21 protein-coding genes and 1 pseudogene are annotated in these 18,186 nt (G+C 67.6%); 8 read left to right on the top strand and 14 right to left on the bottom strand.

What is annotated here, in order from left to right; all coding sequences use genetic code 11:
* Positions 1 to 38: 38 nt before the first annotated feature.
* Both Q7J58_RS13025 and Q7J58_RS13020 read left to right on the top strand, forming a co-directional pair.
* Positions 39 to 716, top strand: a complete 678-nt coding sequence (locus Q7J58_RS13025; RefSeq protein ID WP_304828604.1) for a helix-turn-helix transcriptional regulator — start codon at positions 39 to 41, stop codon at positions 714 to 716.
* Complete coding sequence (locus Q7J58_RS13020) at positions 713 to 1,252, top strand: DUF6036 family nucleotidyltransferase (protein ID WP_304828601.1); 540 nt, start codon at positions 713 to 715, stop codon at positions 1,250 to 1,252. Before Q7J58_RS13025 ends, Q7J58_RS13020 begins: the two co-directional genes overlap by 4 nt.
* 54 nt (positions 1,253 to 1,306) lie before the next feature.
* Here the strand turns inward: Q7J58_RS13020 and Q7J58_RS13015 are convergent, their stop codons facing one another.
* The 5 genes from Q7J58_RS13015 to Q7J58_RS12995 form a co-directional block, all read right to left on the bottom strand.
* Positions 1,307 to 1,957: a glutathione S-transferase gene (locus tag Q7J58_RS13015; RefSeq protein WP_304828599.1), complete on the bottom strand. Its 651-nt coding sequence runs from the start codon at positions 1,955 to 1,957 to the stop codon at positions 1,307 to 1,309.
* 85 nt (positions 1,958 to 2,042) lie between these two features.
* Positions 2,043 to 2,906, bottom strand: a complete 864-nt coding sequence (locus Q7J58_RS13010; protein WP_304828597.1) for a mechanosensitive ion channel family protein — start codon at positions 2,904 to 2,906, stop codon at positions 2,043 to 2,045.
* Between the two features lie 66 nt (positions 2,907 to 2,972).
* Complete coding sequence (locus tag Q7J58_RS13005) at positions 2,973 to 3,740, bottom strand: ABC transporter permease (protein ID WP_304828595.1); 768 nt, start codon at positions 3,738 to 3,740, stop codon at positions 2,973 to 2,975.
* On the bottom strand, positions 3,737 to 4,732 hold the full coding sequence (locus Q7J58_RS13000) for an ABC transporter ATP-binding protein (protein WP_304828592.1): 996 nt from the start codon (positions 4,730 to 4,732) through the stop codon (positions 3,737 to 3,739). Before Q7J58_RS13000 ends, Q7J58_RS13005 begins: the two co-directional genes overlap by 4 nt.
* A gap of 76 nt (positions 4,733 to 4,808) precedes the next feature.
* Positions 4,809 to 5,294 (bottom strand): MarR family transcriptional regulator, encoded by a 486-nt coding sequence (locus Q7J58_RS12995; protein ID WP_304828589.1) that lies wholly within the window; start codon positions 5,292 to 5,294, stop codon positions 4,809 to 4,811.
* A gap of 190 nt (positions 5,295 to 5,484) precedes the next feature.
* Here Q7J58_RS12995 and Q7J58_RS12990 point away from each other — a divergent pair, with 190 nt between their 5' ends.
* Genes Q7J58_RS12990 through fahA form a run of 4 tightly spaced genes read left to right on the top strand, consistent with a single transcriptional unit; the run spans position 5,485 to position 9,306 of the window.
* Positions 5,485 to 7,176, top strand: coding sequence for an FAD-dependent monooxygenase (locus Q7J58_RS12990; protein WP_304828586.1), 1,692 nt, complete (start codon positions 5,485 to 5,487; stop codon positions 7,174 to 7,176).
* A 14-nt stretch (positions 7,177 to 7,190) separates the two neighbouring features.
* The gene (locus tag Q7J58_RS12985) at positions 7,191 to 7,391 is read left to right on the top strand and encodes a DUF2783 domain-containing protein (protein ID WP_304828583.1); all 201 of its coding nucleotides are present in this window, start codon (positions 7,191 to 7,193) and stop codon (positions 7,389 to 7,391) included.
* A 14-nt stretch (positions 7,392 to 7,405) separates the two neighbouring features.
* Entirely contained in the window at positions 7,406 to 7,948 is a 543-nt protein-coding gene (locus tag Q7J58_RS12980; protein WP_304828580.1) for a VOC family protein, read from the top strand.
* Positions 7,949 to 7,989: 41 nt separating this feature from the next.
* Entirely contained in the window at positions 7,990 to 9,306 is a 1,317-nt protein-coding gene (gene fahA, locus Q7J58_RS12975; RefSeq protein WP_304828577.1) for a fumarylacetoacetase, read from the top strand.
* Positions 9,307 to 9,414: 108 nt separating this feature from the next.
* Here fahA and Q7J58_RS12970 read toward each other — a convergent pair whose 3' ends face one another.
* From Q7J58_RS12970 to Q7J58_RS12955, 4 genes and pseudogenes are all read right to left on the bottom strand, one after another.
* Positions 9,415 to 9,612: an oxidoreductase-like domain-containing protein gene (locus Q7J58_RS12970; RefSeq protein ID WP_304828629.1), complete on the bottom strand. Its 198-nt coding sequence runs from the start codon at positions 9,610 to 9,612 to the stop codon at positions 9,415 to 9,417.
* A gap of 60 nt (positions 9,613 to 9,672) precedes the next feature.
* A pseudogene (locus Q7J58_RS12965) lies at positions 9,673 to 9,909 on the bottom strand (DUF1653 domain-containing protein); the annotation flags it as partial.
* A gap of 66 nt (positions 9,910 to 9,975) precedes the next feature.
* Complete coding sequence (locus tag Q7J58_RS12960) at positions 9,976 to 10,527, bottom strand: hypothetical protein (protein WP_304828574.1); 552 nt, start codon at positions 10,525 to 10,527, stop codon at positions 9,976 to 9,978.
* A 229-nt stretch (positions 10,528 to 10,756) separates the two neighbouring features.
* Positions 10,757 to 11,665, bottom strand: coding sequence for an AraC family transcriptional regulator (locus tag Q7J58_RS12955; protein WP_304828570.1), 909 nt, complete (start codon positions 11,663 to 11,665; stop codon positions 10,757 to 10,759).
* 104 nt (positions 11,666 to 11,769) lie between these two features.
* Between Q7J58_RS12955 and Q7J58_RS12950 the strand changes: the two genes are divergently transcribed.
* A complete protein-coding gene (locus Q7J58_RS12950; protein ID WP_304828568.1) occupies positions 11,770 to 12,528 on the top strand; it encodes an SDR family oxidoreductase in 759 nt (252 codons plus the stop codon).
* 17 nt (positions 12,529 to 12,545) lie between these two features.
* The gene (locus Q7J58_RS12945) at positions 12,546 to 13,469 is read left to right on the top strand and encodes a patatin-like phospholipase family protein (protein WP_304828565.1); all 924 of its coding nucleotides are present in this window, start codon (positions 12,546 to 12,548) and stop codon (positions 13,467 to 13,469) included.
* 240 nt (positions 13,470 to 13,709) lie between these two features.
* Here the strand turns inward: Q7J58_RS12945 and thiD are convergent, their stop codons facing one another.
* The 5 genes from thiD to Q7J58_RS12920 form a co-directional block, all read right to left on the bottom strand.
* A complete protein-coding gene (gene thiD / locus Q7J58_RS12940; protein ID WP_304828563.1) occupies positions 13,710 to 15,284 on the bottom strand; it encodes a bifunctional hydroxymethylpyrimidine kinase/phosphomethylpyrimidine kinase in 1,575 nt (524 codons plus the stop codon).
* Positions 15,281 to 16,093, bottom strand: coding sequence for a thiazole synthase (locus tag Q7J58_RS12935; protein ID WP_304828559.1), 813 nt, complete (start codon positions 16,091 to 16,093; stop codon positions 15,281 to 15,283). The genes thiD and Q7J58_RS12935 overlap by 4 nt, the downstream gene beginning before the upstream one ends.
* Positions 16,094 to 16,098: 5 nt before the next feature.
* Positions 16,099 to 16,326: a sulfur carrier protein ThiS gene (gene thiS, locus Q7J58_RS12930; RefSeq protein ID WP_304828556.1), complete on the bottom strand. Its 228-nt coding sequence runs from the start codon at positions 16,324 to 16,326 to the stop codon at positions 16,099 to 16,101.
* A 24-nt stretch (positions 16,327 to 16,350) separates the two neighbouring features.
* Complete coding sequence (locus Q7J58_RS12925; RefSeq protein WP_304828554.1) at positions 16,351 to 17,616, bottom strand: FAD-dependent oxidoreductase; 1,266 nt, start codon at positions 17,614 to 17,616, stop codon at positions 16,351 to 16,353.
* 3 nt (positions 17,617 to 17,619) lie between these two features.
* The coding region (locus tag Q7J58_RS12920; protein WP_304828551.1) for a phosphomethylpyrimidine synthase ThiC at positions 17,620 to 18,186 on the bottom strand (567 nt) is incomplete at its 5' end.

Raw genomic sequence — 18,186 nt, 5'->3', positions numbered from 1 at the left:
TAAGCAAATTTATAAAAAATGCATAAAATTCTGGACAAATGAATGCCACTGACCATTCCGCTGTTCTGGAACGGCAACTGCTGTTGCAACTGGGTGACCGCCTTAAGCGCCTGCGCAAAGCGCAGGGCCTGGGCACGGTCGCCATGGCGCAGCGTGTCGGCATATCGCGCACCACGCTCAGTGCCGTCGAAGCCGGTGACCCCGGCCCCTCCATTGGCACCTACCTGCGGGTCATGTCCCTTCTCGGCGTCGGTGGCGAACTGGCCTTGCTGGCCGGCGATACCCTGCAACCCCCGCTGCCCGACATCGCCGCTGCGCGGTCTCGCCGCGCCAAGCCTGTCGTTCAGGTGCTGGTCTCGGTCGACGAAACCCGCCACCAGATACAAGACCTGCAAAGCCTCGCGCTGCACGAAGAAGCCGTGCGCCGTGTGCGCGCCGACCCCGCACTGCTGCAACAGGCGCAAGCCACGCTGGAGCGCTGGTTACAGTCCGGCCCGTCGCGTTCCAGCGGTTTGTGGAAAGAATGGCAAACCATCCTTGCCCAAGGCCAATGGCGCAAAGCCCTGGGTCGCACCCGCCGCGCGCAGGCGCTGCGCCAAGCGTCGCCGCTGACCACTGTGCTCCCCGAAGATGCGCGCCAGAACATCCTGGCCCAGGTGCGTGAACTGCGCCAAGGCGTGTTGCTGGGAGACGCCATGAACAAGGCCGCGCCATGACCCGCGAAGAGCTGGAGCACATCATCCGCGCCAGCGCCGACGTCACGGACCAGTACGAATTCGTCATCGTCGGCAGCCAGTCCATCCTGGGCCCGGTGCCCCACCCGCAAGACGTGTTCACGATGTCAGCCGAAGCGGACATCTATCCGCTGCACACACCCGAGCTGGCCGAAAAGATCGACGGTGCTCTGGGTGAAGGGTCACACTTTCACGACACCTACGGCTACTACGCCCAAGGCGTCGGTCCTGAGACGGCTGTGTTGCCTGCGGGCTGGATGGATCGTGTCCACCGCGTGCAGAGCGAGAGAACCCATGGCCGGGTGGGGTACTGCCTGGATGTGGTGGACCTGTTCATGTCCAAGGCTGTGGCTGGGCGCGAAAAAGACAGGGCGTTTTGCATCGCGCTGCTCGCGTACCGGCATGTAACGGTGGAACAGGTGTTGGCGTTGGTACCGGATATGCCGCTGGATGAGGCTTCGAGAAAGAAGCTGAAAGCGTCGATTCGTCGGTGGGCCAGTGCTACCCAGGGTGGTTGAATCCGTATACCGGGTGCCTGTGTAGGCGTCGCTGTGACTTTCGCAGCCACTCCATCACCGCACCCCTAGAAACAACCCCGTTTCCCCAGCCCTCAGCTTCACCATAGCCCGCTCAAACAAAGCATTCCCCATCCACCCCGCCAGCCAGGCCTGCAATGCCGGCAACGGCAGCCCGCCAAACCACGCCGCATCCACCGCCGCGAACTGCCGCACAAACGGAAAAATGGCGATGTCCGCTGCGCACGGGTTGTGGCCGCCCAGTTGGCCGTTGTGTTGCAGCCGGGCTTGCAGCGGGTTCAGCAGCACCGCCACCGCTTGCTCGCGGTGAAACGCCGTGTGTTCAGCGCTTTCGCCAAAGCGCTCGGGGTATTTGGTGCGGTCCAGGTGGTGTTTGAAGGGGCCGTCGCAGGCCGCGATCAGTGCCTGGTTGTCATCGGTTTGCGCGCGTGCCCACCAGCCTTCGGCGTCGCCGGTTGCCAGGAAGGCCCAGCGCACGATGTCCAGGCTCTGTTCCAGCACCTGCCCGTTGGGCAATTGCAGCACGGGCACGGTGCCCTTGGGCGAAATGGCGAGCATGGGGGCGGGTTTGTCGCGCAGCACGATCTCGAACGCGTCAAACGCCACGCCCGCTTGCAGCAGCGCCATGCGGGCGCGCATGGCGTAGGGGCAGCGGCGGTAGGTGTAGAGCAGGGGGTTGGGGTTCATGGTGTGCGTCCTGTTCGTCAACAAGCCCGTCAGCAGGCCCACGACGCTGTGCCGATGGCACCCTGAGCGAAAGCCTGGCCGTCGTTCAGGGCTGGGGTTGTGCGCTGGGTACAGCCGACGGGCTGGGTTGGTGAATCGCGTGCCAGGTGTCGCGAAACACCGCTTGTTCCACCTTGGGCCGCTCGGTGATGGGGCTGGCCACCCGAATCACCAGCACCAGGTGTTCGGGGTCTGAAAAGTCCCAGGACACTTTGGTTTTGCCCGAGGGCAGGGCGATGAAGTTTTCTTCGGCGGCTTTGCGAAAGTGGTCCATGGCGTCTTCGCGCCACGGGCTGGTGGTGCGGTCGGCTGCGGCCATGGCGGCGGCTTCGATGCGTTCCAGGTCTTGCGCCATGCTCAGGGGAACGGGAATGCAGATGGCGTGCAGCGCAAAGACACCGTTGGGCGAGGCATTCTTGAGCGGGTGGGTGAGCAGCAGCCCGTTGGGAAACTCGACCATCTTGCCGGTGCGCTGGCCGGCTCTGTCGAGCTCAACCAGTGTGGTGGCGAACATGTCGATGTCCACCACGCGGCCGTGGAGCTGGTTGAATTCGATCACGTCGCCGATCTTGAAGGGCTGCACCAGCGTGACATACAGGTAGCCGTGCACGCACATCACGAGTTCTTTGCTCACGACCAGCATGGCGCCGGCCACCGCCGCGAGCGACAGCGCGAAGCCCGCCAGGGTGGACGCCCACACCGACACCATGATCAGCAACACCACAAACCAGATGACGTTGCGTGCCCAGACCAGGTGGATGCGGCGCTTTTCGGCCGATATTTCGCCCCGCGACAAATAGCGTGCCCACAGGTGCGAGGCCAGCAGCCCCATGCCCACCAGCAGGGCGGTGGCGATCACCTTTTCCCACTGGCCGGGAATGGTCGTGGTGAGACGTTCAAACAGTGGCATCGAGCAGTCTTGGGGTGGGCCGGCGGGTGCTGGCGGATCGTTGGCGGAGCCCGGGTGGTTGCAGCGTCAGCGCCGAATGCGCCAGCCCGTCTTGAACACCCACCACACCACGCCCAGGCAGCCGAGCATGAAGCCCAGCGTCATGCCGGTGCTCACTGCAATGTGCACGTCGGCCTGGCCGTAAAACGCCCAGCGCAGGCCGCTGATGAGGTAGACCACCGGATTGAACAGCGACACGGTCTGCCACACCGGTGGCAGCATGTTGATGCTGTAGAACGCGCCACCCAGAAAGGTCAGCGGCGTGATCACCAGCAGCGGCACGATCTGCAGTTTCTGGAAGTTGTCGGCCCACAGGCCGATGATGAAACCGAACAGGCAGAAGGTGATGGCGGTGAGCACCAGCAGCAGCACCAGCCACACCGGGTGCGCCACGGTGTAGGGCACGAACACGCGCGCGGTCAGCAATATCAGCGTGCCCAGCAGCAGGCTCTTGGTGGCGGCCGCGCCCACATAGCCCAGCAGCACCTCGACCCAGTTCACCGGCGCACTCAGCAGCTCGTAAATGGTGCCCGACCACTTGGGCATGTAGATGCCGAAGGCGGCGTTGGAAATGCTCTCGGACAGCAGCGAGAGCATGAGCAGGCCGGGGATGATGTAGGCGCCGTAGCTCACGCCGCCGATGTCGCCCATGCGCGAGCCAATGGCCGAGCCGAACACAATGAAGTACAGCGAGGTGGTGAGCACCGGCGCGATGATGCTTTGCGCCCAGGTGCGCAGGGCGCGGTTCATCTCGAAGCGGTAAATGGCGCGCACGCCGTGGATGTTGAAACTCATGCGGCCACCTTGGGTGAAACAGAAGCGGTTTGTGGCGCGTTGACCAGGCCGACGAAGATTTCCTCCAGCGAGCTCTCGCTGGAGCGCAGGTCCTTGAAGTGGATGCCCGTTGCGCCCAGCGCAGCCAGCAGTTCGGCAATGCCGGTGTCGTCTTTTTGCACGTCAAAGCTGTAGGTGAGCGTCAGGCCGTCTGCGCTCAGGCTCAGTGGCCAGTGCGCCAGCGCGGCGGGCACGGCGGCCAGGGGTTGCTGCAGGGTGAGCGCCAGCTGCTTCTGGCCCAGTTGGCGCATGAGCGTGGTTTTTTCTTCCACCACGATGAGTTCACCCTGGCGAATCACGCCAATGCGGTCGGCCATGTCTTCGGCTTCTTCAATGTAGTGCGTGGTCAGAATGATGGTGGTGCCCGCTTCGCGCAGCGCGCGCACCATGCGCCACATATCGTGCCGCAGCTCCACGTCCACGCCCGCGCTGGGCTCGTCCAGAAACAAGATTTTGGGCTCGTGCGACAGCGCCTTGGCAATCAGCACGCGGCGCTTCATGCCGCCCGAGAGCGCCAGAATCTTGCTGTCTTTCTTGTCCCAGAGCGACAGGTCTTTCAGAATCTTCTCGATGTAGGCCGGGTTGGGTGGTTTGCCAAACAGGCCCCGGCTGAAGTTCACCGTGGCCCACACGGTTTCAAACGAATCGGTGTGCAGCTCTTGCGGCACCAGGCCGATGATGCTGCGCGCGGCGCGGTAGTCGCGCACGGTGTCAAAGCCGTCGGCCTGCACCGTGCCCTGGGTGGCGTTGGTCATGCCGCAGATGACGCTGATGAGCGTGGTTTTTCCGGCGCCGTTGGGGCCGAGCAGGGCAAAGATTTCGCCGCGGTGGATGTCCAGGTGGACCTGTTTGAGCGCCTGAAAACCACCGGCGTAGGTTTTGCTGACGCCGCGCACGCGCACGATGGCGTCGGGTGGGCTGGCTGAGGAAGAGGGGGCTGAAGATGAAAACATGCCCACATTGTCCGCTTGTGGGCCCAACCCCGTGGGAGCGGCGGCTATGCGCGTTCAGGCCCAGCTGTTGCCCGGGTCAGGGTGCTTCGGTGTCGCCCTGGCCCGTGTGCTCGGCTTTGGCCTGCGCCAACATGCGTTCAAACAGGCCGATGAGTTGCGTCTGCTCTTCGGGCGTGAGGCAACGCATCAGCGCCTGGTTGCGCTGTTCCATCAGTGCCATCAGCTTGCGCCACACCGGTTTGCCTTTGGCCGTGAGCGCCAGAATGACGCTGCGCCCGTCCACCAGGTTGTGGGTCTTGATGACCAGCCCTTTGTCCACCAGAGATTGGGCCGCCCGGCTGGCCTGGCCTTTGTCCAGGTTGGCCTCAAAGGCCAGCTGGTTCACGGTGATCTGGGGGAACGAGCCAATGGACGCCAGCGCCCGCGATTCCGACAGCGTGAGCCCACCCTGCGTGAGGTAGAGGCTGTGGCTGGCCAGGTCGTTGAGCTTGCTCAGCGTGTTGAGCCGGTAGGTGAAATACCGCTCCAGCTTGGGTGCGGTGTCGGGTGGGGTAGGGCGCATGGTGGGCCTGGCGGGTGGGGTGGCGGGCAGCTGCTGGCCCCAGTTTAATTGATTGTTTGTGCAACCAAAAAAGGTTTTATAGGCGTTTTTACCTATTTGAAAAATGGTTGTGTGCGCAACTAAGTGAGCCTAAAATCCAGCACCAGACACACGGCATGCCCCGTGTGCGATGCCCTACAGGAGCTCCCCCATGCACCAGCCCACCACCGAACCCCGCCCCAGCATTTACTACACCTACCGGGTGTTCCAGCCCTGGCTGCCATCGGCCCACCCGCCGCAAAGCCGCCATCCGGTGGCCATTGCCGGCTCGGGCCCGGCCGGCATGGTGACGGCGCTGGAGCTGGCGCGCCACGGTGTGCGCAGCGTGGTGCTGACGCCCGAGCTGCAGTTTTCGCAGGGCAGCCGCGCCATTTGTTTCACCCGCCGGTCCATGGAAATCTTGCAGCAGGTGGGCGTGGCCGACCGCATGACCGAGGGCGGCCTGCCCTGGCGCTTTGGCACCTCGTACTACCGGGGCCAGCGCGTGTTCCGCATGGAAGCGCCGCACGACGCCGACGACCGCTTCTTCCCCATCATCAACGTGCAACAGCAGTACATGGAGGAATACCTGCATGACGCCTGCGCGGCCCACCCGCTGATCGACTTTCGCTGGGGCAACAAGGTGACCGCAGTGGCGCAGAAAGATGGCTACGCCGAGGTGCAGGTGGACACACCCGAGGGCGAATACACGCTGCAAGCCGACTGGCTGGTGGCCGCCGACGGGGGCCGTTCCCCCATTCGCACCGCCATGAACCTGCAGATGGAAGGTGCTTCGTACGAAGGCTTTTTCGTCATTGCCGACATCCAGATCGACCTGCCCCTGCCCACCGAGCGTCTGGCGTTTTTTGACCCCGAGTGGAACCCCGGCAACACCATCCTTATGCACCGTGAGCCGCACGGCATCTGGCGGGTGGACTACCAGTTGCCCGCTGGCGAAACGCCGGAAGACGCGCTCAAACCCGAGTCGCTCAAGGCCCGCATCGACGCGCAGCTGAAGATGATCGGCCACGCCGGCACGCCGTGGGAAATGGACTGGTGTTCGGTGTATTCGGCCCGCACGCTCACGCTGCCCGACTATGTGCACGGCAGCGTCATCTTCACCGGCGACGCGGCCCACCTGCTGCCCATTTTTGGCGTGCGCGGGGCCAACACCGCGTGTCAAGATGCGCAGTCGCGGGGCTGGCACCTGGCCTATGGGGTCAAGGGCCTGGCCGGCCCACAGCTGCTGGCCAACCCCAGCGCCGAGCGCGTGGGCGCCGCCCGCGAAATCATTGAAGAAGCCGGCAAAAGCGTGCGTTTCATGGCGCCGCCGGCCGGTGGCTTTGCGTTGTTGCGCAACGCCGTGCTGTCGCTCTCGCTGCAACACGCGTTTGTGCGCCCGCTCTACCACTGGCGCACCTCGCGCCCCCACGAATACACCCATTCGGCCCTGAACAGCCGGGGCGACGACAACGCCTTGTTCACCGACGGCCCGGCCCACGGTGCACCGCCGCGCAACATCTGCCTGGGCGCCGACGACTACCTGCTGGACCACCTGGGCGGCGGCTTTGACCTGCTGTATTTCACCGAGGCCGACGCCGTGCCCGCCGCGCTGCAAGCCGTGGTGGCCCAGGCCCGCGCCCGCGGTGTGGCGCTGCGCGTGACCGCCGTGGGTGCCCGCCAGCCGGTGACCGGGGCCGACCAGACCCTGGCCGACGCCAGCGGCCACTGCCGCCAGCGCTACGGCGTGCGCACCAGCGGCGCCGCCTACCTGCTGCGCCCCGACCAGCATGTCTGCGCCCGCTGGCTCACGCTGGACGCCACCCGCCTGCAAGCCGCCCTGCACAACGCACTGCCCCAGTGAGAGGAACCCGCGCCATGAACACCCACACCCCCCCCGCCGAGCTGCCCATCGAAGGGCTCGAAACCGTGTACGACACCCTGGCCCAGGCCATCGACCAGGCCGGCCCGGAAAAAACCGCGCTGTTTTTGGTCAAACTCGCCCTGCTCAATGCCAACGCGCTGGCCGACGCCGCACTTTTCCAGCACCATGTGCGGTCTGCTTTGCAAGACCTTTGACCCAGGAGACCCCCATGAAGATCGAACGCATTCACCACGTGGCCTACCGCTGCCGCGACGCCAAAGAAACCGTGGAGTGGTACGTCAAGCACCTGAACATGGACTTTGTGCTGGCCATTGCCGAAAACGAGGTGCCGTCCACCAAGGCGCCCGACCCTTACATGCATGTGTTTCTGGACGCCGGCCAGGGCAATGTGCTGGCGTTTTTTGAACTGCCCAACGCACCCGAGATGGGCCGCGACGACAACACCCCGGCCTGGGTGCAACACATCGCTTTCAAGGTGGACAGCATGGCCTCGCTCGAAGCCACCCAGGCCCGCCTGCAGGCCGCCGGCATCGACGTGCTCGGCCCGACCGACCACACCATCTTCAAGTCCATCTACTTCTTCGACCCCAACGGCCACCGCCTGGAACTGTGCGCCGATGTGGGCACGCCCAAAATGCACAGTACCCTGAGCGCGGTGAAGTGGGACATGCTCAACGAATGGGCCGCCACCAAGCGCGCACCCCAACACGCCGCCTGGATGCACGACAAGACCCTGCCCGCGCCGCAATAATCTGGCCCACCTCATTCCGCCCTCTGGAAGAACCCGCCCCCATGACGACCCTGAACGAAACCCACGACCCCGCCCTGCGCAGCTGGGTCGCCTCGGCCAACGCCGCCGGCACCGACTTCCCTTTGCAAAACCTGCCCTTTGCCAGTTTTCGGCGCAGCGCTTCCAGCGAAGCCTTTCGCGGCGGTGTGGCCATTGGCGACCAGATTCTGGACCTGGCCGCCGCCGCGCAGGCCGGCGTGTTCGCCGGCGAGGCGGCCACGGCCGTGCAGGCCGGCGCACAAGACAAGCTCAACGCCCTGATGGCGCTGGGCGCCCCGGCCTGGAGCGCGCTGCGCCTGGCGCTCTCGCGCGCGCTGCGCGAAGGCGCGCCCGAGCAGGCCGCCTTACAGCCCTGCCTGGTGCCGCAGGCCAGCGCCGAATACGGCGTGCCCGCCCGCATTGGCGACTACACCGACTTCTACACCTCGGTCTACCACGCCACCAACATCGGCAAGCAGTTTCGGCCCGACAACCCGCTGCTGCCCAACTACAAGTGGGTGCCCATTGGCTACCACGGCCGCGCCTCCAGCATCGGCGTGTCGGGCCAGCAATTTCACCGCCCCAAAGGCCAGACCATGCCACCGGGCGCCGCCGCACCCAGCCTGGTGCCCAGCCAGCGGCTCGACATTGAGCTGGAACTGGGCATTTTTGTGGGCAGCGGCAACGCCCTGGGCGAGCCCGTGACCATGGCCGAGGCCGAAGACCACGTGTTTGGCCTGTGCCTGCTCAACGACTGGTCGGCGCGCGATATCCAGGGCTGGGAATACCAGCCGCTGGGGCCGTTTTTGTCCAAAAACTTCGCCACCACCGTGTCGCCCTGGGTGGTCACCCTCGAAGCTCTGGCGCCGTACCGCGTGGCCTTCAACCGCCCCGCCGACGATCCGCAGCCGCTGCCCTACCTGGACAGCCCCGCCAACCGCAGCCAGGGCGCGTTGGACATCCAGCTGCAGGTGGGCCTGCAAACGCCGCAGATGCGCGAAGCCGGCCAGCCCGACGCCACCATCTGCCGCACCAGCTACCGCCACGCCTACTGGACGGTGGCGCAAATGGTGACGCACCACACCGTGAACGGCTGCAACCTGCAGCCCGGCGACCTGTTCGGCAGCGGCACGCTGTCAGGCCCCACGCTGGACCAGGCCGGCGCGCTCATTGAGCTGACCACCGGCGGCAAGCACCCGCTTACGCTGCCCAACGGCGAGGCACGCACCTGGCTGCAAGACGGCGACGCGGTGGTGATTCGCGGCTGGTGCGAGCAGGCCGGAGCGGCGCGCATCGGCTTTGGCGCGTGCGTGGGCACGGTGCTGCCTGCGCGCGGTTGAACCCGCAGCGCGGCCCCGCTTCAGCCGCTGTGGCCAGTGGGTTTTGCCCCTTCCCCCTCTGGGGGACGGTTGGGATGGGGGCGGTTTTCGGCGCCACCGCACCGCATGTCAGACCGATGGGTTGCATCCCGGCGCGTTGACTTCCAGCCACGCCAGCGCGTCCACCCGCCAGTGGTGCAGCGCCTCATAAAACCCTTCCCACACGCAGCCGTTGCAGCCGCGTCCGCAGCAACTGGTGGGCTCGGGTGGCGGCGGGCGCACGGCGGTGTCCAGACACAGACCACGCCGCTCGGCCAGGCCGCGCAAGTGGGCGGTGAGTGCGTGCGCCGTGGCCAAGTCGCCCAGCGGCACCAAGCCCGGGTCGTACCGGGTGAAGCGGAGTTGTTCTTTACCGTCAAACACGCCGCGTTCGGCAAACATGGCCGCTGGGCGCACCCACAAGCCCCAACCGCCGTACAGCGCGCGGTACAGCGTCATGCCTTGCAGCGTTTCGCTGCAGCGCACGGTGTCCAGCACCGAATACCAGCCGCCCTTGTAATGGCGGTACAGCCCCGGGGGCGTGGCGTTGAGCGGGGGCAGGTCGTGGTCGGTGGGGGCGGTCATGGCAAATGGGCGCGCTGCTTGGGAATGAAGGCACGGAGTGTGCCAAAGTGCCGGCCCCGGTGGGTATCAGGGGCTGTCGCGTGACGACCGCCGCCGCCAGAGCAGCCACAGCGTGACCGCGATCAGCGCGCCGTAATTCAGCACTTGAAAGTCTGGCCGGTTCCAGGCAATGCCATCAAAACCCCGGTAGGTGAACGGGTACAGCACGGGCGACGGGTAAAAGTCGGCCGAGTGCGTGAAGACATCGATCGCGATGTGCGACCACCAACCCAGCAAAGGCAGCCACCAGCGCTTGAGCACAGCCCGCAGCGCCAGCGTGACCACCCCGGCCACCACCGCGCTGTGAAAAATACAGTGCAGGTGGTGGGCCAGCCATTCCACCGTGGCCGACATTGGCGGCTCGGCACCCGGCAGCGCCAGGGCGTAGTCGCGCACGGTGCCCCAGCCCCCGGCGCGCTGCAGTTCGCCCAGGGCCACCGGCAGCAGGTGCACCAGGTCGGGCACCACGGCCAGCCCCACCATCAGCCCGATGGTGCGCGGGCTTGGCATGGGGTACCCCGCCCGGGCAGCAACGCCCAGGCCCACGCCCATCCACCACCCATGCGCCACGATATCCATGTCCTGCCATCCTTCCAAACGGGTGCCCATCATCGGCCGGCGGGTGCGGCCCGTCAAACGGCTTGGTAGGTGTGCGATGAAGGTTGGGTGCGGTCACTCGACTTCTGCGACGGGGTTCTTTCGAGGCGCCAAAACCGGCAGTTCACCTGTCAGGATTGCAAGTGACCGGTCGATTGCCTGAACCGGTCGCTCGGCGGGGCGCGACTGGTCAAGTCCCGAGAATGGTCGCTCAGACCACGTCCCAGTGTTGGCGCGCATAGCGGCCGGGTGGCTGCCCGACGTGGCGGCTGAAGGCCGTGCTGAAGGTGCTGGCCGAGCTGTAGCCCACCCGCTCGGCCACCTCGGCGATGGCCACGCCGCTGCGGCTCAGCAGGTCCTTGGCCAGCGCCATGCGCCACGCCAGCAGGTACTCCATGGGCGGCAGACCGACGGCGCGCGAGAACCGTTCGAAGAACGTCGAACGCGAGAGCGCGGCCTCCTTGGCCAGCGCGTCCACCGTCCAGGTGCGCGCAGGGGCGCCATGCATCAGGCGCAGCCCCACGGCCACCCGCGCATCGGCCAGCCCGCGCAGCAGCCCGGGTGGCGCGCTGTCCCCCGTGGTCGAGCGCAGCGCCTCGATCAGCAGCAGCTCCACCAGCCGGCCCAGCACCAGCTCACGCCCCGGCCGCGTGTCGAGCGACTCTTCCCGGACCAGCTTCACCAGCACCGACAGGCGCTCGATGCCACGCACGTGCAGCAGCACCGGCAGCAGCGACACCAGCAACGCGGCATCGGGGGAGTCGAACTCGAAATAGCCGCCCAGCATGCGCACGTCGGGCGGTCCGGCCTGCCGCCCATGGCGCAGCTCGGCCGCCGATCCCTGCGTGTCCTTCGGGTCCAGGAACACCGGCACCGCGGGCTCCAGGCCCGAGAGCGTGAAACCGGGCGTGGCCGGCATCAGCACGAAGTCACCCGCTTCCAGGGTGACCGGCGCCTGCTGGTCCACCGCGAGCACGCATTCGCCCTCCAGCATCGTGCAGAAGCTCGGCTGGCCGAAGGCCGAATAGCGCACCGCCCAGGCGCCCGCGCCGCTGATCACCTTGGAGAACACCGCGCGCGGTCGCATCAGCGCAATGACTTCGGCGAGAGGATCGATCATGGCCGGACTCCTGCAAATGAAATGTGGACTGTTGATTGTAGTAAATCCGGTTTCTGGCCGGTATCGTTGCGCCATCCCTCAACCAAACCACCAGGAGTTTTGACATGAAAACCGTTCTGATCACCGGCTGCTCTTCCGGCTATGGCCTCGAAACTGCCCGCCATTTCCACGCCCAAGGCTGGAGGGTGTTGGCCACCATGCGCACCCCGCGCGCCGACCTGCTGCCGTCGTCTTCGAACTTGCAGGTGTTGCCGCTGGACGTGACCCGGCCCGAGAGCATCGCCCGCACGCTGGAAGCCGCAGGCCCCATTGATGTGCTGGTGAACAACGCCGGCCTCGGCCTTTTCGGTGCGTTCGAGGCCACGCCCATGGCAACGGTGCGCGACATTTTTGAGACCAACACCTTCGGCACCATGGCCATGACCCAGGCCGTGCTGCCGCAATTTCGCGCCCGCCGCGCCGGCCTGGTGGTGAACGTGACCTCCAGCGCCACGCTCGCCCCCATGCCGCTGGTGGCGGCCTACACCGCCAGCAAGGCCGCCATCGAAGGGTTCACCGCTTCGCTGGCGTTTGAGCTGGAGGCCTTCAACGTGCGCGTGAAGCTCGTCCAGCCGGGCTATGCGCCCACCACCCGGTTCACGGCCAACGGCGCCGAGCGCATGCAGGGGTTGATTCCGGAGGCCTATGCGTCTTACGCCCAATCCATCTTCGCCACGCTGGGACAGCCCGCCGCCGTCACGAGCGAACGGGACGTGGCCGAAGCCGTCTGGCTGGCCGCGAACGACGCGACGCCTCAGCTGCGCTATCCGGCCGGCGCCGATGCGGTGGCGCTGGCAGCCCGCGAACACAGCGCCGCCTTGTGATGCCCGAGCCAGTCGCCATGAAAACCAGACTGAAAGCCCATGCCCTGTGGGCAACCCCCGTCGTGGCGTTGCTGCTGACGATGGGCTGCGCCGCCACCGGGCAACCTGCGCCTGCTGACCTGCAACCGCAAACGTTGTCCGACGTGCAGCGCACGGCGCCGGCCCGCGGGCAGCGCCCCACGGTCGCGCTCGCCTTGGGTGGCGGTGGGCTGCGCGGGTTCGCACATGTGGGCGCCTTGCGGGCGCTCGAAGAAGCCGGCATGCGCCCCGACATCGTGGTCGGTACGTCGGCCGGCTCCGTGGTGGGCGCGGCCTACGCCAGCGGCATGAGCGTTGAGCAGATCCAGCAGGCCGCACTCGGCGTGAAGGTGTCGTCCTTGCTCGACTTCACCTGGCAAGCCGGCGGTTTCATCCGGGGCGACCAGCTCGCGAACTGGGCCAACGCCCTCATCGGCGCCACCCGGATCGAAGACTTCCCTATCCGCTTCGCCGCCGTCGCCACCGACCTGCAGAGCGCGCAGCCCATGCTGCTGGACAACGGCTCGGCCGGGCGGGTCATACAGGCGTCTTCCGCCGTGCCGGGGATGCAGGTGCCGGTGGCCTACCCCGGCGGGCACCTGATCGACGGCGGCATCACCAGCCTGGTGCCGGTGCGGTTCGCGCGGGCCATGGGCGCTGACGTCGTTGTCGCGGTCGACATCTATTGCCGGAGCCCCCGGGCCACCGCTGTGAACGTGCCGGCCGTGCTCGGCAAAGTCATGCAATCGCAAAGCTGCCTGATCGCGGCGCCGGAAATGGCGGAGGCCGACGTCTTGGTCGCCCCCGTTGTGGCGGTTCCGGGCATGTCCGACCGGGCCTCGCAAGAGCAGGCCATCGAAGCGGGTTACAGGGCCACACACGCGGCCTTGGCAATGTGGCGATCAGAATCGACGTCCGAGTAGCTCCCGGCTTGACAAGGCGCTCGGCCAACGGACATTCCAATACCAAGTGGCAGATTGCATCGGCTACTTGCGACCCTTTCTTTGGCATCAGCCCGTATGACCGGCCGGTCCCCGCATTGGACGAATGGATCAGGCGGCGAATGCGCATGTGATGGTGAGTGGTCAGTGGTGCGGCGGTTGTCGCTGCAGTACTGTCAAGCAGGGTGTCTTTCTCACCAAGCTCCATGGCGCGGGGCCTGCTCAAGCCGGCAGCGTCGGGTGCGGCAGCATGGGCACCACGCCGGGTGGTCGGCTCGCGCTACCGTGGCGCCAGGCGTGTTGCCAGGCGGGCAGGGTTTGGGCAGGCGCTGGCCCCAGCCCGCGCACCACGCAGCCGCCGGCTGCACCGGCTTCGGCCACGGCTTGCAGTTGTGCGGGCGCCAGAATGCCGCCAATGCCCACCACCGGCGCGGGCGCCATGTGCGCCCACCAGGCCAGGTTGTCCAGGCCTTGCGGCAGCCACGGCATGTCTTTGGTGGTGGTGGGCCACACGGGGCCGCTGGCGATCAGGTCGGGTGCCATGGCCGCCGCGCGGCACAGTTCCCACAGGCTGTGCGAGCTCAGGCCGAGCGTCACGCCTTGCGCCCGTGCCGCCTGCAGTTGCGCGCGCTCTTGCGGGGTGAGAGCGAGCAGGTCTTCTTGCCCCAGGTGCAGGGCGCGGGCACCGGCTTGCAGCGCCAGCTGCCAGTGGTCGTTGATCACCAGCACCACACCGGCCGCCTGTGCAGCCCGTTGGCTGCGGGCCACTGCGTCGTGCAGCTGGGCGTGCCAAGCGCCATCGGGCAGGCCCGCCGGGCGCTTCATGCGCAGCTGAAGGGTGTCAACCGGGGGCTGCGCGCGCAGCACCGCTTCGACCCGTTCGGCGCTGTCGACGATGGCGTACACACCGGGGTTGCGCCCGCGTGGTCGGGTCTGCCAGGCGGTGGGCAGGGTGTCGTCCAGCGAGAGCTGCGGCAGCAGGTTGGGCTCCAGGGCAAAGCCGCTGCGTGCGATGACCGGCCCCACGCCGCGCCCCACGGCGCGCGCATGGCGCAGCGCAAAGGTGGCGGCCATCTTGGCCAGCACGGCCGCGTCGGCCGGCACCCAGCCCAGCGCCAGTGCGGCGGCCAGGGCCGACGCAAAGGTGCAGCCGGTGCCGTGGTTGTGCGGCGTGGTCTCGCGCGGCAGGCTGAGCCAGCCCTGTGCCTGCGGTGTGTCCAGCCAGTCGAGCGACAGGCTGGCGTGGTGGCTGAGCCGGGCCGCGTCGCCGCCGGTGATGACCACGGCCCCGCAGCCCAGTGCGCGCAGCGCCCGCGCCTGGGCGGGAATGCCCTCGGGCGCCGCGTGGCCCAGCAAGGCCACGGCCTCGCTCTGGTTGGGCGTGATCACGGTGGCGCGGGGCAGCAGCCAATCGCGGTAGGCGCTCAGCAGCTCGGCGCTGGCCAGCGCGGCGCCGGTGCTGGCGCGCAGCACCGGGTCCACCACCAGGGCCAGCGGGCCTTGTTCGCGCAGCCGGTCCACGAAGCGGGCGAGCACGCGCACGTTGTCGGCACTGCCCAGCAGCCCGGTCTTGATCGCGCGCGGCGGCATGTCGGCGGCCAGGGTGTCCAGCTGGGTCTGCAACACGGCGGGCGGCGTGGCCTCGATATGCGTGACCTCGGTGGTGCTTTGCGCGGTGATGCCGGCCACCACGGTGCAGCAGTGCACACCCAGTGCGTCGGCCGCGCGCTGGTCGGCCGCCAGGCCGGCGCCGCCACCGCTGTCGGTGCCGGCGACGCTCCAGATGATGGGGGTCATGGTGTGGGTCCAATCAGAAAGGGGTGCCCGCTGACCGGGGTGGAGGCCACCGCCATGTCTTGCGGCGCCATCACACCGGCCTCGTAGGCCGCACGCCCCGCCTCAACGGCCAGACCGAAGGCGCGCGCCATGCGCGCCGGGTCCACCGCTTGCGCCACGGCCGAGTTCAGCAGCACGGCATCAAAGCCCAGCTCCATCGCGGCGGCGGCGTGTGACGGCGCGCCAATGCCGGCGTCCACCACCAGCGGCACGCCGGGCAAGCGGGCGCGCAGGGTGCGCAGCGCAAAGGGGTTGATGAGCCCCTGGCCGGAGCCAATGGGCGCGCCCCAGGGCATGAGCACTTCGCAGCCCGCGTCCAGCAGGCGCTGGCAGGTGACGAGGTCGTCGGTGCAGTAGGGGAACACGGCAAAGCCGTCTTTCGTGAGCTGCGCCGCGGCCTCCACCGTGCCCCAGGGGTCGGGCTGCAGGGTGTGTTCGTCGCCCACCACTTCGAGCTTGATCCAGTGCGTGCCATACAGCTCGCGCGCCATGTGCGCCAGCGTGATCGCTTCGCGCGCCGTGCGGCAGCCGGCGGTGTTGGGCAGCAGCTGCGCGCCGCGCTCTTTCATGGCGGTGCGAATGATCTCGATGAAGCCGTTGTCGCCGCCCGATGCGAGCGTGCGCTTGAGACCCACGGTGACCACTTGCGTGCCGCTGGCGGCGATGCTCTGGGCCAACACCTGCGGCGACGGGTAGCCCGCCGTGCCAAGCAGAAAGCGGCTGTTGAGTTCGACGCCGTAGGGCGCCCAGGTTGTTGTGGTTGTGTTCATGGTGTTTATCCGCCCACGATGGCCTGGAAAGTCAGCACGGTGTCGCCGGGTTTCAATGGGGTGGAGGCGCGCAAACCGCGCGGCACGAACGCGCCGTTCACCGCCGTGGCCACCTGGTTGGCGTCCAGGCCTTGCGCGGCCAGCAGGGCGGCGAGCGTCAGACCTTCGGGGCAGGGCAGGGTGTTTTGATTGAAGCGCAGTTGGGCCTCTGGCTTGGAGAGGGTTTCTGGCATGGGCATTCCTTGGGCGAACCAGGGTCAGTGGTTCTGGTGTGATTCAGGCGTTTGCTCGGGCGTGCCCCTCTCCCCAGAGGGGCGAGGGTTGGGGTGAGGGGCTTCGGGTGCACGCGACACGGCATCCCAGCGCGACAACGCGTCCTCCACCAGCGCAGGCGCGAGCAGCCAGCCATGTCGAAACAGCCCGTTGATGCGCAGCAGGCCGGGCTCGGCGTGGGTATGGGGTTCGTTGTCGGGCAGGGCGGGGCGCAGGTTGGCCTCCATGTGCACGATGCGCGCTTCGGCCAGTTCGGGCAGCACACTCTGCGCCGCGGCCATCAGCTCCACCGCGCTGCGCAGGCTCACCGGCGAACGGTCTTCGCTCTCGATCTCGCTGGCGCCCACGATGAACAGATCGCCCGGGCGCGGCACGATGTAAACCCGGTGGCGCGGGTGCAGCAGGCGCACCGGGCGCTGCAGCGTCACGCCGGGGGCGTGCAGCCAGATCACTTCGCCACGAACACCACGCACGGTCATCTCTGCGCCGAGTGCCAGCGCGGAACCGGCTTCGCCGGGCCGCTGCTGGCGCCCCCTTGAGGGGGTGACGCCGCAGGCGGCGCGGGGGTGAGCCGCGTTCACGCCTCGCACGTCAATGGCCAGGTCAAACCGCACCGGTCCTTCCCCCGCCACCTGCAGCGCACCGGCCTCGACACGTTCCACGCGTTCGCCCCAGCACCAGTGCACCTTGGGCGCGTGCACCGCCAGCGCGTTGAGCATGTCGCGCGGCATCACCTGCGCCTCGCCGGGCAGCAGCCAGGCGTGCAGACCGGGTGCCAGCGCGGGCTCCAACGCGGCCAACGCCGCACGGTCCAGCGCCTGCGGCGCGGGCAGATCGGCGGCCAGCGTGGGCGCGGTGTCCAGCCGCGCCAACACGCGGCGCGCCGCGCCCAGGTCGGCGCCATGCGCCAGCATCAGGCTGCCGTGTTGCTCGAACAGCGGCGCGTTGCAACCGTCGGCGCGCAGCGCTTCGGCCACCCCGCGCCACAGCGCCAGCGAGCGCCAGCCCAGGCGCGCGATGGCCGGGCCGGCGTTGTCCAGCTCGGCGATGGGGCTGAGCATGCCGGCGGCGGTGAAGCCCGCCGCATACGGCGATGGCGGGCCGCCGAGCGTGCCCGTGGCCGGCGCCTGCGGGCCCGGCGCCGGGTCGAACACCGTGACGGCGTGCCCTGCCCGCGAGAGCTGCCACGCCAGCAGGCGGCCGAGCACGCCCGCGCCAGCAATGCCGATGCGTGAACGCGGCGTGTCCACGGTTCAGCCCTTCTTGCTGATCGAATCGACCGGCACGTAGAACTCGCCGCCCACCGCCTTGAACTCCGCGCTCTTCTGCGCCATGCCTTCGGCCAGCGCCGCTTCCTCGCTCACGCCCTTGGCGGCGGCGTAGTCGCGCACGTCCTGCGTGATCTTCATGCTGCAGAACTTCGGCCCGCACATGGAGCAGAAGTGCGCTTCCTTGCTGCTGTCCTTGGGCAGGGTTTCGTCGTGGTAATCCTCGGCGGTCTGCGGGTCCAGGCCGAGCGCGAACTGGTCGCGCCAGCGGAACTCGAAACGCGCCTTGCTCATGGCGTCGTCGCGCGCCCGGGCGCCCGGGTGCCCCTTGGCGATGTCGGCCGCGTGGGCCGCGATCTTGTAGGCAATGATCCCCTGCTTCACGTCGTCGCGGTCGGGCAGGCCCAGGTGTTCCTTGGGTGTGACGTAGCAGAGCATGGAGGTGCCCATCCAGCCGATCATGGCCGCGCCCACGGCCGAGGCGATGTGGTCATAGCCCGGCGCGATGTCGATGGTCAGCGGGCCGAGTGTGTAGAACGGCGCCTCGTGGCA

This window comes from Hydrogenophaga sp., from assembly GCF_030656115.1.
In the GTDB taxonomy this organism is placed as follows: Bacteria; Pseudomonadota; Gammaproteobacteria; order Burkholderiales; family Burkholderiaceae_C; genus Hydrogenophaga.
The sequence above is the reverse complement of the archived record's forward strand: the minus strand, read 5'-3'. Positions and strand labels throughout refer to the sequence as shown.

What these genes read in the sequence shown, in the direction of transcription:
- Q7J58_RS12995 (WP_304828589.1), bottom strand. Translation starts at nt 5,294, where the DNA reads ATGCGCCCTACCCCACCCGACACCGCACCCAAGCTGGAGCGGTATTTC.
- Q7J58_RS13015 (WP_304828599.1), bottom strand. Translation starts at nt 1,957, where the DNA reads ATGAACCCCAACCCCCTGCTCTACACCTACCGCCGCTGCCCCTACGCC.
- Q7J58_RS13005 (WP_304828595.1), bottom strand. Translation starts at nt 3,740, where the DNA reads ATGAGTTTCAACATCCACGGCGTGCGCGCCATTTACCGCTTCGAGATG.
- Q7J58_RS12955 (WP_304828570.1), bottom strand. Translation starts at nt 11,665, where the DNA reads ATGATCGATCCTCTCGCCGAAGTCATTGCGCTGATGCGACCGCGCGCG.
- Q7J58_RS12980 (WP_304828580.1), top strand. Translation starts at nt 7,406, where the DNA reads ATGAAGATCGAACGCATTCACCACGTGGCCTACCGCTGCCGCGACGCC.
- Q7J58_RS13020 (WP_304828601.1), top strand. Translation starts at nt 713, where the DNA reads ATGACCCGCGAAGAGCTGGAGCACATCATCCGCGCCAGCGCCGACGTC.
- Q7J58_RS13025 (WP_304828604.1), top strand. Translation starts at nt 39, where the DNA reads ATGAATGCCACTGACCATTCCGCTGTTCTGGAACGGCAACTGCTGTTG.
- Q7J58_RS13000 (WP_304828592.1), bottom strand. Translation starts at nt 4,732, where the DNA reads ATGTTTTCATCTTCAGCCCCCTCTTCCTCAGCCAGCCCACCCGACGCC.
- Q7J58_RS12960 (WP_304828574.1), bottom strand. Translation starts at nt 10,527, where the DNA reads ATGGATATCGTGGCGCATGGGTGGTGGATGGGCGTGGGCCTGGGCGTT.
- Q7J58_RS13010 (WP_304828597.1), bottom strand. Translation starts at nt 2,906, where the DNA reads ATGCCACTGTTTGAACGTCTCACCACGACCATTCCCGGCCAGTGGGAA.
- thiD (WP_304828563.1), bottom strand. Translation starts at nt 15,284, where the DNA reads ATGACCCCCATCATCTGGAGCGTCGCCGGCACCGACAGCGGTGGCGGC.
- thiS (WP_304828556.1), bottom strand. Translation starts at nt 16,326, where the DNA reads ATGCCAGAAACCCTCTCCAAGCCAGAGGCCCAACTGCGCTTCAATCAA.
- Q7J58_RS12950 (WP_304828568.1), top strand. Translation starts at nt 11,770, where the DNA reads ATGAAAACCGTTCTGATCACCGGCTGCTCTTCCGGCTATGGCCTCGAA.
- Q7J58_RS12935 (WP_304828559.1), bottom strand. Translation starts at nt 16,093, where the DNA reads ATGAACACAACCACAACAACCTGGGCGCCCTACGGCGTCGAACTCAAC.
- Q7J58_RS12990 (WP_304828586.1), top strand. Translation starts at nt 5,485, where the DNA reads ATGCACCAGCCCACCACCGAACCCCGCCCCAGCATTTACTACACCTAC.
- Q7J58_RS12945 (WP_304828565.1), top strand. Translation starts at nt 12,546, where the DNA reads ATGAAAACCAGACTGAAAGCCCATGCCCTGTGGGCAACCCCCGTCGTG.
- fahA (WP_304828577.1), top strand. Translation starts at nt 7,990, where the DNA reads ATGACGACCCTGAACGAAACCCACGACCCCGCCCTGCGCAGCTGGGTC.
- Q7J58_RS12985 (WP_304828583.1), top strand. Translation starts at nt 7,191, where the DNA reads ATGAACACCCACACCCCCCCCGCCGAGCTGCCCATCGAAGGGCTCGAA.